At 68.5% G+C, this 13,726-nt stretch carries 11 protein-coding genes; 4 read left to right on the top strand and 7 right to left on the bottom strand.

Annotated features, from left to right (window positions below; all coding sequences use genetic code 11):
- Window positions 1–38 precede the first annotated feature (38 nt).
- Both E3D03_RS00150 and E3D03_RS00145 read left to right on the top strand, forming a co-directional pair.
- Window positions 39–1,274: a putative DNA modification/repair radical SAM protein gene (locus E3D03_RS00150; RefSeq protein WP_263565276.1), complete on the top strand. Its 1,236-nt coding sequence runs from the start codon at window positions 39–41 to the stop codon at window positions 1,272–1,274.
- Window positions 1,271–2,728, top strand: a complete 1,458-nt coding sequence (locus E3D03_RS00145; protein ID WP_411969770.1) for a UdgX family uracil-DNA binding protein — start codon at window positions 1,271–1,273, stop codon at window positions 2,726–2,728. The genes E3D03_RS00150 and E3D03_RS00145 overlap by 4 nt, the downstream gene beginning before the upstream one ends.
- Here E3D03_RS00145 and E3D03_RS00140 read toward each other — a convergent pair.
- The 3 genes from E3D03_RS00140 to E3D03_RS00130 all read right to left on the bottom strand — a co-directional run bounded on the left by E3D03_RS00140 (window position 2,689) and on the right by E3D03_RS00130 (window position 6,396).
- Complete coding sequence (locus E3D03_RS00140) at window positions 2,689–4,734, bottom strand: catalase (protein ID WP_263565274.1); 2,046 nt, start codon at window positions 4,732–4,734, stop codon at window positions 2,689–2,691. The genes E3D03_RS00145 and E3D03_RS00140 overlap by 40 nt on opposite strands.
- Before the next feature lie 102 nt (window positions 4,735–4,836).
- A complete protein-coding gene (locus E3D03_RS00135) occupies window positions 4,837–5,034 on the bottom strand; it encodes a carboxymuconolactone decarboxylase family protein (protein WP_263565273.1) in 198 nt (65 codons plus the stop codon).
- Window positions 5,035–5,373: 339 nt separating this feature from the next.
- A complete protein-coding gene (locus E3D03_RS00130) occupies window positions 5,374–6,396 on the bottom strand; it encodes a replication initiation protein (RefSeq protein ID WP_263565272.1) in 1,023 nt (340 codons plus the stop codon).
- 604 nt (window positions 6,397–7,000) lie between these two features.
- Here E3D03_RS00130 and E3D03_RS00125 point away from each other — a divergent pair.
- Both E3D03_RS00125 and E3D03_RS00120 read left to right on the top strand, forming a co-directional pair.
- On the top strand, window positions 7,001–8,200 hold the full coding sequence (locus E3D03_RS00125; RefSeq protein WP_263565271.1) for an AAA family ATPase: 1,200 nt from the start codon (window positions 7,001–7,003) through the stop codon (window positions 8,198–8,200).
- Complete coding sequence (locus E3D03_RS00120) at window positions 8,197–9,150, top strand: ParB/RepB/Spo0J family partition protein (RefSeq protein ID WP_263565270.1); 954 nt, start codon at window positions 8,197–8,199, stop codon at window positions 9,148–9,150. Before E3D03_RS00125 ends, E3D03_RS00120 begins: the two co-directional genes overlap by 4 nt.
- Before the next feature lie 88 nt (window positions 9,151–9,238).
- On the opposite strand, the gene E3D03_RS00115 is transcribed toward E3D03_RS00120, so the two are convergent.
- From E3D03_RS00115 to E3D03_RS00100, 4 genes are read right to left on the bottom strand one after another with little or no spacing between them, the layout of a single operon-like run.
- Window positions 9,239–10,021, bottom strand: a complete 783-nt coding sequence (locus E3D03_RS00115) for an ABC transporter ATP-binding protein (protein WP_263565269.1) — start codon at window positions 10,019–10,021, stop codon at window positions 9,239–9,241.
- A complete protein-coding gene (locus E3D03_RS00110; RefSeq protein WP_263565455.1) occupies window positions 10,018–11,001 on the bottom strand; it encodes a FecCD family ABC transporter permease in 984 nt (327 codons plus the stop codon). The genes E3D03_RS00115 and E3D03_RS00110 overlap by 4 nt, the downstream gene beginning before the upstream one ends.
- The gene (locus tag E3D03_RS00105; protein ID WP_263565268.1) at window positions 11,001–11,822 is read right to left on the bottom strand and encodes an ABC transporter substrate-binding protein; all 822 of its coding nucleotides are present in this window, start codon (window positions 11,820–11,822) and stop codon (window positions 11,001–11,003) included. The genes E3D03_RS00110 and E3D03_RS00105 overlap by 1 nt, the downstream gene beginning before the upstream one ends.
- On the bottom strand, window positions 11,816–13,696 hold the full coding sequence (locus E3D03_RS00100) for a TonB-dependent receptor plug domain-containing protein (protein WP_263565267.1): 1,881 nt from the start codon (window positions 13,694–13,696) through the stop codon (window positions 11,816–11,818). Before E3D03_RS00100 ends, E3D03_RS00105 begins: the two co-directional genes overlap by 7 nt.
- Between the last annotated feature and the right edge of the window lie 30 nt (window positions 13,697–13,726).

The raw sequence follows: 13,726 nt of genomic DNA, 5'->3' as shown, positions 1-13,726 counted from the left end.
CCGTTTACAAGAACATTTCGCGAACATACCATGCCGCTATGGCACGGCGAACCCTGCAGCAGAAGCTGGCGATTCTTTCGGATGCGGCGAAATACGACGCCTCCTGCGCGTCGAGCGGCACCACGCGGCGCGATGCGCGCCAGGGCGGCATCGGCTCGGCCGGCGGCACCGGCATCTGCCACGCCTATACGCCGGACGGGCGCTGCGTCAGCCTGTTGAAGATCCTGATGACGAATTTCTGCATCTACGACTGCGCCTATTGCGTGAACCGGGTCAGCAGCAATGTCGAGCGTGCCCGCTTCTCACCCGAGGAAGTCGTCGGCCTGACGCTGGAATTCTATCGCCGCAACATGATCGAGGGGCTGTTTTTGTCCTCGGGCATCATCCGCAGCCCGGACCAGACCATGGGCGACATGGTCCGCATCGCGCGGATGCTGCGGGTCGAGCACGGCTTTCGCGGCTATATCCACCTGAAGACCATCCCCGAGGCGGCGCCCGAGCTGGTGGCCGAGGCCGGGCTGCTGGCCGACCGGCTGTCGGTCAATATCGAGCTGCCGCAGGACCAGAGCCTGCGCCGGCTGGCGCCGGAAAAGCGGCCCGAGACGATCCGCGCCGCCATGGCCGACATGCGGCTGGCGCGCGAGGCGGCGGGCGAGTCCTCGTTTCGCGGCAAGCGCCCGCCGCGCTTTGCCCCGGCCGGGCAATCGACGCAGATGATCGTCGGCGCCGACGCGACGCCCGACCGCGAGATCCTGCGCACTTCGGCCCGGCTTTACGCGGGCTATGACCTGAAGCGGGTATATTACTCGGCCTTCAGCCCGATCCCGGATGCCTCGGCCACGCTGCCGCTGGTCAAGCCGCCGCTGATGCGGGAACACCGGCTGTATCAGGCCGATTGGCTGATGCGCTTCTATGGCTTCGACGCCGAGGAGATCGGCGCGGCACGGCCGGACGGCAACCTGGACCTGGCGCTGGACCCCAAGCTTGCCTGGGCCCTGGCGCATCGCGGCGACTTTCCGCTGGACGTGGCGCGGGCCTCGCGCGAGCAATTGCTGCGCGTGCCGGGCTTCGGCACCCGCACCGTCGCCCGCATCCTTGCGGCGCGGCGCAACGGGCCGCTGCGCTATGGCGACCTGTTGCGCATGGGGGCGGTGATGTCGAAGGCGCGGCCCTTCGTCACCCTGCCCGACTGGCAACCCGGCGCGCTGACCGACAGCGCCGGGCTGCGCGCGCGTTTCGCGCCGGCGCCCGAACAATTGTCGCTGTTCGGATGATGCGGGTCGAGCTGCCGCGTTTCGACCGGCTTGACGCCTGGCGCGCGGCCGCCCGCCGGCTGGCCAGCGCCCGCATCGAACCGGGCGCCGTGACCTGGGCCGAGGCCGGGGCGGCGCCGGATCTGTTCGGCGCCGAACCGCTGCCGCCGCCGGGGGACCATCCGGTCCGCGCCACGCCCGATTTCCTGGCGCTGTGCCGGCAGGTCGGATTCCACGGCGATCCGCAACGCTGGAGCCTGCTTTATACGGCGCTGCTGCGGGTGCAGGATCAGCGCGACCTGCTGGACAATCCCGTCGATCCGCTGGTGATGCGCTTGCAGGCGCTGGCACGGTCTGTGCGGCGCGACATTCACAAGATGCACGCCTTCCTGCGCTTTCACGAGCTGCCGGCGACCGGCCCGCGCCGCCGCTTCGCCGCCTGGTTCGAGCCGGAGCACCCGATCCTGCAAGCGGTCACGCCCTTCTTCGCCCGCCGCTTCGCCGACATGGACTGGCGCATCGTCACCCCCGAGGGCGTGGCGCATTTCGACGGCGCGCTGCGGTTTTCCGACCCGGTGCCGCGCCCCGACCTGCCGCCCGACGCCAGCCATGCGCTGTGGCAGACCTATTTCGCCAATATCTTCAACCCGGCGCGGATCAAGACCAGGGCGATGCGGTCGGAGATGCCGCTGAAATACTGGAAGAACCTGCCCGAAACCCGGCTGGTGCCGCAGATGCTGGCCGATGCGCCGCGCCGCGTCGCGGCCATGGCGGCGGCGGGGGCGAGCGAGGCGCCGGGCTTTGCCGCCAAGGTCACGGCCCGGCTGCGGCTGCCGACGGATGAGACCGCACCCGCGACTTTGGAACAGGCCGGCGCGCAAGCCGCGGCCTGCCAACGCTGCGATCTGTGCCACGCCGCGACCCGCACCGTCTGGGGCGAGGGCGATCCCGAAGCCGCGCTGATGATCGTCGGCGAGGCGCCGGGCGATCACGAGGACCTGCGCGGCCGCCCCTTCGTCGGCCCCGCCGGGCAGCTTTTGCGCACGGTGCTGGCTGAGGTCGGGCTGGACCCGGACCGGGCCTGGCTGACCAATGCCGTCAAGCATTTCAAATTCGCGCCGCAGGGCAAGCGGCGTCTGCACCGCAACCCCTCGGCTGCGGAAATCGATCATTGCCGCTGGTGGCTGAACCAGGAGCGGCGGCTGATCGCGCCGCGGCTGACCGTCGCCCTGGGCGCCAGCGCCGCGCTGGCGCTGACCGGGCGCAAGGCGCCGCTGACCGCGCGGCGCGGCAGCGTCGAGCCGGCGCTGGACGGCGGGCCGGTGCTGCTGACCTGGCACCCGAGCCTGATCCTGCGCCTGCCCGCCGCCGAGGCCCGCGCGGCGCGCAGCGACTTCGCCGCCGACCTCGCGCAGGCGGCGGCGATGCTGGGGTCTCAGGCCAGGTCGCGCAGCTTGGGTTCGCGCGACCAGTAGCGGCGCTTGGCCATCTCGGGCAGGTCGGCATAGGCGCCGACGCCCTCGCCATCCTGGATGCCGGCGCGATCCAGGATCACCTGCGAGCCCTTGCAATGGCCGATGGCCTTGAGATGGGCGTGGGCATCCATGACGAAGGACAGCGCCGCAGCGTCGCTGGCCAGGCGCTGTGCCTCCTCCGGCGCCAGGATCATGCCGACGGCGTCGAACAGCACCGAGGGCGAGCCCGCCAGCTGGCCGTCCGCCGCACGCTCGCCGCCGGTCAGCTGCAGCGGCCCGACCTTGGGGGCGATGGTGAAGACGGTGCCGCCCTCGGCCTCGATCCGCGCGATGAGGTCGTCGATGGCGGCGGCGTCCGAGCCCTCGCCAAACAGCAGCCCGACCTTGCGGCCCTGCAAGGTCTCGTGCCAGTTCTTCTGGATCGACAGCGCGTCGGACGGCGGCAGATCCACCGGCGCGCGGAACGGCTCCGCGGCTGCGGGCAGGTCGATGGCAAGCCCCTTGGCGACGCGGCTGGCCAGTTGCTCGTCGACATTGCGCAGGTGGCTGACCACGCGGCTGCGGACATGGCCCAGCACCACCTTGGACAGTTCGAACACGAAGGCCGAGGCGATATGCGCCTGTTCGTTTGCCGTCTGCGAGCGCCAGAACAGCCGCGGCTGGCTGTAATGATCGCCGAAGCTCTCGGCGCGGATGCGCAGCTTCTGGCCCTCGACCTCTTGCGGGACGGTGGTGAAGACCTGGCCATTGGCGCGCGGCCCGGTCACCTCGCCGGCCTGGTCGAGGCTGTTCGGCTCGTAATTGGCGCGGCCCTTGGGCACCTGGGTCTGCATCATGCCGTCGCGCATCATGTTGGCATAGGGGCATTTCGGCGTATTCACCGGGATCTGGTGGAAATTCGTCGTGCCCAGCCGCGACTTCTGCGTGTCGAGATAGGAAAACAGCCGCCCCTGCAGCAGCGGGTCGTCGGTGAAGTCGATCCCCGGCACGACGTTCGAGGGCATGAAGGCCACCTGTTCGGTCTCGGCGAAGAAATTGTCGGGGTTGCGGTCCAGCACCAGCCGGCCGACCACGCGCAGCGGCACCACCTCCTCGGGGATGATCTTGGTCGCGTCGAGCACGTCATAGGGCAGGCTGTCGGCCAGTTCCTGGTCGAAGATCTGCACCCCCAGGTCCCATTCCGGAAAGTCGCCGGCCTCGATCGCCTCATGCAGGTCGCGGCGGTGATAGTCGTTGTCGGCGCCCTGCAGCTTGGCGCTTTCGTCCCAGACCAGCGACTGCACCCCCAGCCGCGGCTTCCAGTGGAACTTGACGAATTGCGCCTGGCCCTGCGCATTCACCAGCTTGAAGGTGTGGATGCCGAAGCCCTGCATCATGCGGAAGCTGCGCGGGATGGCGCGGTCGGACATGGCCCAGATCACCGTGTGCAGCGTTTCGGGCATCAGCGAGACGAAGTCCCAGAAGGTGTCATGCGCCGTCGCGGCCTGGGGATAGCCGCGGTCGGCCTCCATCTTGACCGAATGCACCAGGTCGGGGAATTTCAGCGCGTCCTGGATGAAGAAGACCGGGATATTGTTGCCCACCAGGTCCCAATTGCCTTGGTCGGTGTAGAATTTCACCGCGAAGCCGCGGACGTCGCGCGGCGTGTCGACCGAGCCCGCGCCCCCGGCCACGGTCGAGAAGCGCACGAAGACCGGCGTGCGCTTGCCCATTTCGGAAAGCAGGCTGGCGCGGGTCAGCTCGGGGATCGGGTCGGTGCATTCGAAATAGCCATGCGCGCCCGAGCCGCGGGCGTGGACGATGCGCTCGGGGATGCGTTCGTGGTCGAAGTGGAAGATCTTCTCGCGCAGCAGGAAGTCCTCGAGCAGCGTCGGGCCGCGCGCGCCGGCGCGCAGGCTGTTCTGGTTGTCCGCGACCGGGATGCCGTGGTTGGTGGTCAGCCCGCTGCCGATCTGCTGCGTCTCGCCGCCGGTGCCGCGGGTGGTGTCATAGGAGTTCTCAGCCATCTGTCCTGCCTTTGAAGGGTGGGTGCGGCCATGGCGCAGCCGGGGCCAGCCGCCGATGCGGGGCCAACGTCCGCGGGCGGGCAGGGTTCCTCGCGATGCGGCTCAGAGCTCGTCGAAAGCGGCCAGCGCCTTGGCGGCATAGACGGTCCCGGGGCCGCCGGACATCTCGATGGCCACGGCCAGCACCTCGAGGAGCTCGGCCCGGTCGGCGCCCTGGGTCTTGGCCTCGCTGGCGTGAAAGACCACGCAATCCTCGCAGCCGCGGCCGATGGCGACGGCGAGCGCGATCATCTCCTTCATCGCCAGGGCGATCCGGCCCTAGCGGCCGGCGGCGGTCATCAGCCCGCGAAAGGCGGACATGGTCTTGGGGTCGGCCTTGTAGAGCGCGGCGGCGCGGGCGTTCATCTCGGACAGTTTCTGCTTCGCGGTCATGTCGGCACCATGCTGGGTTTGATGCTGCCATTTAAGCCGAGCCTGACTGAGGGGAAGCTCGGTGGTGTGGAGGACGGGCCAAAAGGCGCGCTTCGGAGAGGCCGGGGTGTCAAAGGGCCGACAGTTCATATCCGCAAAATGCATGCTTTATGCGGATCACTGACAGTACCCGTTTCTGGCTCCCTAAAAATTGCCAATTGGCAATTTCTAGAGCGGGTTCTTTTCGGCATAGCTGCGGAAGAAGGCGAGATAGGCGCGGTCGGGGTCCTTGGCCGGCTCCTTGCGGGCGCTCCATTCCCGCCATTCGCTTTCGACGAAATAGATATCGTAGCCGGGGTGGCGCAGGCGGGCGGTTTCATAGGTCGCGGTCTGCAAGGCCGGCCCGCGCGATTCCAGCCAGCCGGGCCGGGGGCGGCTCTCAGTGGCGGGGCGAACCTCCTCGGTGCGGCCTTCGGCCTTGACCCGGCGCCCGACCTTCGAGAATTGCAGGGCGCGATCTGCCGCGCCGCTGGCATCGCCATCCTTGCGCCACCAGCGCATCTCGACATGGGTCACGGCGCGGCCGGTCTTGATCGGCAGGATCTCGACGAGGAAGTCCGAAAGCGCATTCACCTCGGCCACCGCCGGGTCGATGGCGCGCAGCTTCAGGTTCGACCAGGACGAAAGCTTACCTTTCGGGACGCCCATGATGCCGCGCAGGGCCTCCAGCGTGAAGCGCTCCGATGCCTTCCAGCGCAGGTTGCCGCGTTTTTGCACCATCTCGTAAAGCGTTAGCGCGTATTTCGAGGACAGCGCGAACATCACCTCGCGCTGCAGCCGGGCAAAGACCTGGCTGTTGCGGATGATCTTGCGCAGCCGCGCCGGGATCTCATACTCCAGCAAGCCGTCGCTGCGGCCGCTTTCCAGGTTGCCGCCCAGCAGCTGCACGCGCTCGATGGCGGGCTCTCCGTCCCAAATCACCGCCACCTTGACGATGGCAGACATCAGCCGCTCCAGGCTTTCGCCGACGCGGTCGTTGGAATTGTGGCTGCCGCGCAGGGTGGATTTGGAAATTACATGGGTCACCGGCTTGTCGATCGCCTCCCAGGCATTCTCGAGCAGCTGGTTATAGATGCGGCGGTCGTTCAGGGTCAGCGGCGTGACCTCGATCAGATCGACCAATTCGCCCGGCTTCACCAGGCTATCGGCGTTCGGTCGCGCCTCCACCGTGCGGATCCGGGTCTCAGCCATGTTCCCCTACATCAAAGACCTTACTTTTGTATTCGAGAGAACGTAAGCTTTCAAGCGTCGGGGTGGACGGCGGGGCGGGCGAACCCAAAAAGTAAGCGCCAACCGCACGGGCCGCCAGCAGGTGATTCGCAGCCGCTTGCTTTTGCTGGTCTTTTTCCCGAGCAAATCGCCGCATTCGCCGCCACCCGAAATGTAAGGTAACACCGCATCCCCGATTGTAAGCCATGGCCACCCGATCCGTAAGCGCCGCCATCCCGAAAAGAATCGCAAACCATCCCGAATCGTAAGTCTCGGAGAGAATATCGCAGCATTTCCAAGGTCTAGGTGGGAATGAATCCTGAATCTGATGAATCTGAACCCAGCGAGTGGTTTTTATCCACAAGATCAGGATTGCCGGATGGCCACCGCACCGCGAAAGACTTACAAATGGGGATGGCTTGCACCGGAGGGTTACGGAAAGGCTTGGGTCTTTCCGGGCAACTTGCGGCGCTGACAGCGCGCCTGCCCGGCTATCGCTTTCTGCGAAACATCGTCCCAAAAACCGAACTTTACGCCTCCGGGCGTTTCGGCCATAGTGCGGCAACCCGAGTAGCAAAGTCATCCCATGAATCCCGCGATTTCCCCCGTTACCCTGGACGAATTGGCCGTGCTGAGCCAGCGCGCCTCGACCGTCATCGAACGCCTGCGCGAGCGCGTTTTCGCGCCCGGCACGCAGAAGCAGCTCGACCTGCTGTTCAACGTGCGCACCGCGGCCGAGATGGTCGGCCGCTCGGAAAAGGCGATCCGCGACGCCGAAGCCGACGGCCGCCTGCCCGAGCCGACCAAGGATGCCGCCACCAATCGCCGCAACGGCTATACCCTGGCCGAGGTCAACCGCATGCGCGAGGTCTTTGGCACCATGCCGCACCGCGCGCCCGAAGATGCGCCGCTGGTCATGGCGGTGCAGAATTTCAAGGGCGGTGTCGGGAAATCGACCGTGGTGGTGCATCTGGCGCAGTATTTCGCGCTGAAGGGCTATCGGGTCTGCGTCATCGACTGCGATTCGCAAGCCTCGACCACGGCGGTTTTCGGGCTGAATCCCGATGTTGACGTGGATGAGGAAGAGGACACGCTCTATCCCTTCCTGCAGCACGGCGGGCCGAAATCGCTGCATTATGCTCTGCGCGCGACCTATTGGCCCGGCATTGCGCTGATCCCGGCGAACTTGGGACTCTACGATGCCGAATATGAATTCGCGGCACGCATGGCGCGCGATCCGACCTTCATCCTGGACCGGCTGCGCGAGGGTGTCGCCTCGATCGCCGACCAGTTCGACATCATGCTGCTGGACCCGCCGCCCGCACTTGGCATGCTGTCGCTGTCGGTGCTGCGGGCGGCCAATGCGCTGCTGATCCCGGCGCCGCCGAACAATATCGACTTCGCCTCGACCGCGCATTTCCTGAAGATGATGGAATCGACCCTGGCCGAACTGGCCCGGCACGGCGGCGCGCGGGAATACAGCTTCGTCAAGATCCTGACGTCCAAGATGAACGACCAGAAATCGGCGCATCAGGCGATCAAGCGCATGATGGACGCGGTGTTTCCGCAGGACATGCTGAACGCCGCGCTGAAGGATTCGGCCGAGATCGACAACGCCACCGCCAACCTGATGACCGTCTACGAGCTGACCGGCCCCGCTACGCGGACCGAGACGCACAAGCGCTGCCGCGCCTATCTGGACGCCGTGGGCCGCGAGGTCGAGTTGCTGATCCGCAAGACCTGGCCCAGCCATCACCGCCAATTGCGCAAGGAGGGCCTGCTGTGAGCAAGCGCCATGATGCGATCTTCGACGACGTGCTGAAGGACCTGTCGGCGCCGGCCGCCAGCGACAAGGCCGGCGCGCGCTTCCTGAAACGCAGCAACGCGCTGGCCGAGAGCGGCGAGCGCGAAGAGAAGGTGCTGCGCTGGGTCGACCCCGCCATTTGCGTGATGTGGACCCGGCACAACCGCGCCTATGACCTGCTGAACGAGGACAACTGCCGCGACCTGATCGACAGCCTGAAGGCGCAGGGCCAGCAGGAATTCCCGGCCATCGTGCGCAAGCTGCCGGCAGGGCAGGGCGCGGAATACGAGGTGATCTGCGGCGCGCGGCGGCATTTCGCCATCAGCTGGCTGCGGGCGAACAACTACGCGCAGTTCCGCTATCTGGTCGAGGTGCGCGACCTGACCGATGAAGAGGCCTTCCGCCTGGCCGATATCGAGAACCGCGACCGCGCCGATCTCAGCGATTACGAACGGGCGCGCGACTATCTCCAGGCGCTCGACATCTATTACGGCGGCAAGCAGAAGACGATGGCGGCGCGGCTCGAGGTGTCCGAGGCCTGGCTCTCGCGCTATCTGCATCTGGCCCGGCTGCCGCAACCGATCCTCGATGCCTGGCCGCGCCTGACCGAGATCAAAGAGCTGCACGCCCGCAGCGTCCGGCCGCTGCTGCAGGATGCCGAGGAGAAGGTGCTGGCCGAGGCCCGCGCCATCGCCGCGGAGCAGGCGCGCGCGCGGGCAGGGCAGGGCGCCCATGTGCCAGTGCCCCGTGTGCTGGCGCGGCTGAAAGAGGCGGCGCATGGCGCCGCGCCCGCGGCCGAGAAGCAGGTCCAGGGGCCGTTGGCCGTCGAACGGCGCGGCAAGAAGATCCGGCTGGAGTTCCCGGACACCCTGTCCGAGGCGGATCTGCGGGCCGCGCTGGACCACTTCCTTGCCGAACATTTCCGGCAATAAACCGGATTGCCAATTGGCAATTTCCGGAACAATGCAGGAACATAGCCGGAAAGACCCGCGCCGATCCCGGGACCGTCGCAGGCTTCCGTTACTTTTTGGGTGGGGTGCAATCCGGGGAAACGACCGGCTGCAAGGTGCCGAGCAATTGCAGCATCAACCCCTGCGGCCCCTGCGCGACATGGGCCACGACGCCAAAGCAGCGGGCCAGATTTTCCGGTGTCAGCACCGCTTCGGGGCTGCCGTCGGCCATGATCCGGCCCTGATGCAGCAGAACCAACCGCGTGCAGTGCCGGGCCGCCAGCCCCAGGTCGTGCAGCGAGGCCAGCACCGCCCGGCCCTGGTCCGCAAGGCGACGGAACAGCCGCATGACCTCGATCTGCGCCGCCGGGTCCAGGCCGGCGATGGGCTCGTCCGCGACCAGCAGCGGCGTGTCCTGCGCCAAGGCGCGGGCCAGCAGCGCCCGGGCCTGTTCGCCGCCCGAAAGCTGCGTGGCCGGGCGGTCGCGCAGCGGCAGAAGCGACAGCGCCGAAAGCGCGGCCTCGACGGCGGCGTGGTCGGTCTCGCCCGCGGCATCGGGATGGGCGATCCGCCCCAGCGCCACCAGCGTCTCGACCGAGACCGGCCAGGCAATCTCGCGCCCCTGTGGCATGAAGGCCGCCGCCCGCGCCCGCAGCCGCGCCGGCAATGCGGCGAGCGAGCTGTGCCCCTCGGCCGGCAGCAGCCCCAGGGCGGCGCGCAGCAGCGTGGTCTTGCCGGCGCCGTTCGGGCCCAGCAGGCCGACGAATTCGCCCGGCGCGACGGTCAGGTCGATGCCTTCGATCACCGTCCGGCCGTGACGGCGGCAGGCCAGGGCAGAAAGCGCCAGCGTCATGCCTGCCCCCGGGTCTTGAGGATCAGGTGCAGGAACAGCGGTGCCCCGACCAGCGCGGTCAGCACGCCCAGCTTCAGGTCCTGCGCGGGCAGGATCAGCCGCACCGCGATGTCGGCCGCCAGCACCATCGCCGCCCCGCCAAGCGCCGAGGCGACGAGCAGCCGCGACGGCCGCGCGCCCGCCGCACGGCGCAAGAGATGCGGCACCACCAGCCCGACGAAGCCGATGGACCCCGCCACCGCCGTCGCCCCGGCGATCAGCGCCGCGCAGCCCAGCACCAGCCGCAGCCGCAACCGGCCCAGGTCGATGCCGCTGGATGCCGCCGCATCCTCGCCCAGCGTCAGCGCATCCAGCGCCCGGCCGGTGGTCAGCAGCAGCCCGGCGCCCGGCAGGGTCAGCGCCGCCGCGATCCCGACATGCGGCATGGCGCGGTCGGCCAGAGAGCCCATCATCCAGAAGGTTATCTCATTGGCGGCAAAGGGATTCGGCGACAGGTTCAGCACCAGCGCGGTGCCGGCCCCCGCCAGCGCCGAAATGGCGATGCCGGCCAGGATCAGCGACAGCGTGCCGCCGCGCGGCCCAGCCAGCGCCAGCATGGCCAGCACCGACAGCGCGGCCCCCGCCAAGGCCGCCAGCGGCAGGCCCAGGGGCACCGCCGCCGCCAGCCCGGTCTGGATCGCCAGCACCCCGCCCAGGCTTGCCGAGGCCGAGGTGCCGATCAGCCCCGGCTCGGCCAGCGGATTGCGCAGGAAACCCTGCATGGCTGCCCCAGCCAGCCCCAGCGCCGCGCCGACCAGCAGGCCCAGAGCCGCGCGGGGCAGGCGGATCTCGCGCATGACCAGCCCCAGCATGTCGTCGCCCCGGACCAGCGCGGCAAGGCTTGGGCCAATCCCGGCCCCGGCCGGCCCGGTCAGCAGCGAGCCCGCAAACAGCGCCGCGACCAGCAGGCCAAGCAGGCCCAGCAAGACGGCGGGGCGCATCATCGCCGAACCCCGGCGGCGGCGGGCAGGTTGGCCACGGCGCGCAGGATGCGCGGGTTGCCGCAGATCCAGTCCGGGTCGGCCATCACCGCCGCCGGCCTGTCGCGCAGCAGCGCGCGCAGGGCCGGGTGGTCCAGCATGTCCTGCGCGCGGGCGTGGCCGGCATAGCGGCGGCCCAGGATCACCAGGTCGGGCCGGGCCAGCAGCAGCGCCTCCAGCGGCAGGGTGCCGCCCGGGCCAAGGCCCAGCTCGTCGGCGATATTGGCATAGCCCGCCAGCGCGACGATCTGCCCCGCCAGGCTGTCGCTGCCCAGCGTATAGCCGTTCACGGCATAGATCGCGGCGCGCGGCCGCGGCTCGGGCGCCGGCGGCAGGCGGGCCAGGTCGGCGTCGAACCGCGCCAGCACGGCATCCGCCTCGGCCTCGCGGCCCAGAACCTGGCCCATGCGGGCGATATTGCCGCGAATGCCGGCGATGTCGCTTTCGGGTTGGAACACCTCGACCGGGACGCCGACCCGGCGCAGCAACGAAAGGGTGGTGGGCGGGGTCCAGGTGCCGGCCAGCACCAGGTCGGGCTTCAGCAGGAAGATCTCTTCGGCCAGGCCGTTATTCGCCGGCAGGGCCGCTGCCGCCTCGGCCATGCCCGAGGAGAGCGGGTCGCGCGCCAGATAGGAAACCGAGACAAGCTGTCCCGGCGCCGCCAGCAGCATGGCAAGCTGGTCGGTGCAAAGGTTGATCGAGACGACCCGGCGCGGCGCTTCCGCCGCGACGGGGTGGGCAAGGCAGGCAAGGAGGCCGGCCAGAAGCCAGCGCGCTACCATCGCGCCTGCAACCCGGCATAGGCGGTGCGGCCCTGGCCGTAATAGCCCCATGCCTCGGAATGGTCCTTGTCGAACAGGTTCTCGACCCGGCCGTGCAGCCGGACGTTTTCGGTCAGGTCATAATGCGCGGCAAGGTTGACGGTGGCGAATTCCGGCAGTTCGGTGGTGGCCGGCGTATCGGGCCAGGCGGTGTTGTACCATTCCTCGTCGTAGCTGCCCGCGACATAGCGCAGTTCCGCCGACAGGCCGCCGCGGCCGGCCGCGAAATCCGCCTGTCCGCGCAGGTTGACCTGATGCCGGGGCACGCGCGCGACGCGGCTGCCATCCTGCTGGCGCGCGTCGGTATAGGTATAGTCGGCGCCGATGCGGATCGCGTCCGTCACCTGCATGGCCGTGGTGACCTCGAAGCCCTTGCGCGTGCTGGTGCCGTTAAGGTTCACTGAGGTCTCGCCCGAGCCGGTGATCAGATCCTCGACATCGCTGTGGAAGATGGTCGCGCCCAGCGTGCCCCGCCCGCCGGCATAGGACAGATCGGCGCCCAGCTCGTAGCCAAGGCTGCGTTCGGGGCGCAGGTCCGGGTTGCCCGCGTAAGAGCCGGGGATATAGCCGAATTGCTGGAACATGTCAGGATTGACCACGGCCCGGCCCGCCGCCGCGCGCAGGCGGATGTCCTGGCCCGGCACCTGCCAGCCGGCCGACAGGTTCCACGAGGTCGCGTCCTTGAAGCCGTCGTTCAGGTCGCGGCGGATGCCGGCCTGCAGGTCGATGTCCGGGTCGAGATTGCCCAGATATTCCAGCGCCAACGCGGTCGTGTCGCGTTCATAGATTCCGCCGGGCGCATAGGAGCTGCGATAGGTTTCGCGTTCGGTGGCGGCGCTGAAATTCAGGCGATGGCGGGTGCTGGCCAGATCGGCGCCGTCGATGGCCCAGCTGCCCAGATATTGCACGCCGCGGCGGCGGGCAGCGTCGTCATAGTCATAGGCGCCGTCGTTCAGGAACAGGGTGTCCTGATTGGTGCCCGAAACGGTCAGCCGGTTGGACAGCCGCCCGTCCAGCGCCTGCGCCTCGATCCAGAGCGTTCCGAAGACCTCGTTCCGGTCGGCGGTCAGCGGTGCGTCGATCAGGTAGTCGTCGGGGGTGGGCACCGGCACGAAGCTGCCAAGGTCATAGCCGTATTCCTGCCAGCTGCGGCGCAGGGCGAAGCCTGCGCTGACGCTTTCGGTCAGGTCATAGCGGCCGCGCAGCCCGATCGTGTCGCGGTCGTTGAAATCGCGGTCGCCGCCGGAGCGCGAGGCATCCTCGCCCTCGACATGGCGCGATTCCAGCGACAGCACCAGTTCGCTGCGCGCGTCCGAATAGCTGACATGGCCGTTGGCCGCGCGGGTGCCCAGCCCGCCGATCTCGACCCCGCCGCCATAGCGGAATCCCGCCCCGCGCGCGCGCCGCGTGGTGATCGAGACGACGCCCGCGGCCGCGTTCGAGCCGTAGATCGCCGATTGCGGGCCGCGCAGCACCTCGATCCGGTCGATATCGGCGGCGGTCATGCCCGAAAAGGTATAGTCGCCGGAGGCCGGAGAGTTCGCCTTGACCCCGTCGATCAGCACGAGGACGTGGCCGGGTTCGCTGCCGCGGATGCGCAGCTTGGTCAGCGTCTCGCCGGTCGAGGTGACGGCCACGCCCGGCACGCTGCGCAGCGCGTCCTGCACGGTGGCGAGGCCGCGCGCCTCGATCTCCTCGGCGGTCAGCACGGTCGAGGCGCGGCCATAGGCATCGCTGGCGATGGGGCTGAGGCCGGCCGACAGGATCACGGGATCCAGGATGACGGCCTCCTGCGCCGCCGCGACGGCCGGCACCAGCGCCGCCGCCAGAGTCATTATGGAAGCTCGGGTCCGAAACATGCCTTG

Origin of the sequence: Paracoccus sp. DMF (assembly GCF_004407025.1) — a bacterium.
Taxonomy (GTDB): domain Bacteria; phylum Pseudomonadota; class Alphaproteobacteria; order Rhodobacterales; family Rhodobacteraceae; genus Paracoccus; species Paracoccus aminovorans_B.
Note: the sequence above shows the minus strand (reverse complement) of the source record. Positions and strands in the feature narration are given on the sequence as shown.

Excerpts from the sequence above, each read along its gene's own strand:
- E3D03_RS00130 (WP_263565272.1), bottom strand. The coding sequence starts at position 6,396 with ATGGCTGAGACCCGGATCCGCACGGTGGAGGCGCGACCGAACGCCGAT.
- E3D03_RS00150 (WP_263565276.1), top strand. The coding sequence starts at position 39 with ATGGCACGGCGAACCCTGCAGCAGAAGCTGGCGATTCTTTCGGATGCG.
- E3D03_RS00140 (WP_263565274.1), bottom strand. The coding sequence starts at position 4,734 with ATGGCTGAGAACTCCTATGACACCACCCGCGGCACCGGCGGCGAGACG.
- E3D03_RS00145 (WP_411969770.1), top strand. The coding sequence starts at position 1,271 with ATGATGCGGGTCGAGCTGCCGCGTTTCGACCGGCTTGACGCCTGGCGC.
- E3D03_RS00110 (WP_263565455.1), bottom strand. The coding sequence starts at position 11,001 with ATGCGCCCCGCCGTCTTGCTGGGCCTGCTTGGCCTGCTGGTCGCGGCG.
- E3D03_RS00135 (WP_263565273.1), bottom strand. The coding sequence starts at position 5,034 with ATGAAGGAGATGATCGCGCTCGCCGTCGCCATCGGCCGCGGCTGCGAG.
- E3D03_RS00100 (WP_263565267.1), bottom strand. The coding sequence starts at position 13,696 with ATGACTCTGGCGGCGGCGCTGGTGCCGGCCGTCGCGGCGGCGCAGGAG.
- E3D03_RS00115 (WP_263565269.1), bottom strand. The coding sequence starts at position 10,021 with ATGACGCTGGCGCTTTCTGCCCTGGCCTGCCGCCGTCACGGCCGGACG.
- E3D03_RS00125 (WP_263565271.1), top strand. The coding sequence starts at position 7,001 with ATGAATCCCGCGATTTCCCCCGTTACCCTGGACGAATTGGCCGTGCTG.
- E3D03_RS00105 (WP_263565268.1), bottom strand. The coding sequence starts at position 11,822 with ATGGTAGCGCGCTGGCTTCTGGCCGGCCTCCTTGCCTGCCTTGCCCAC.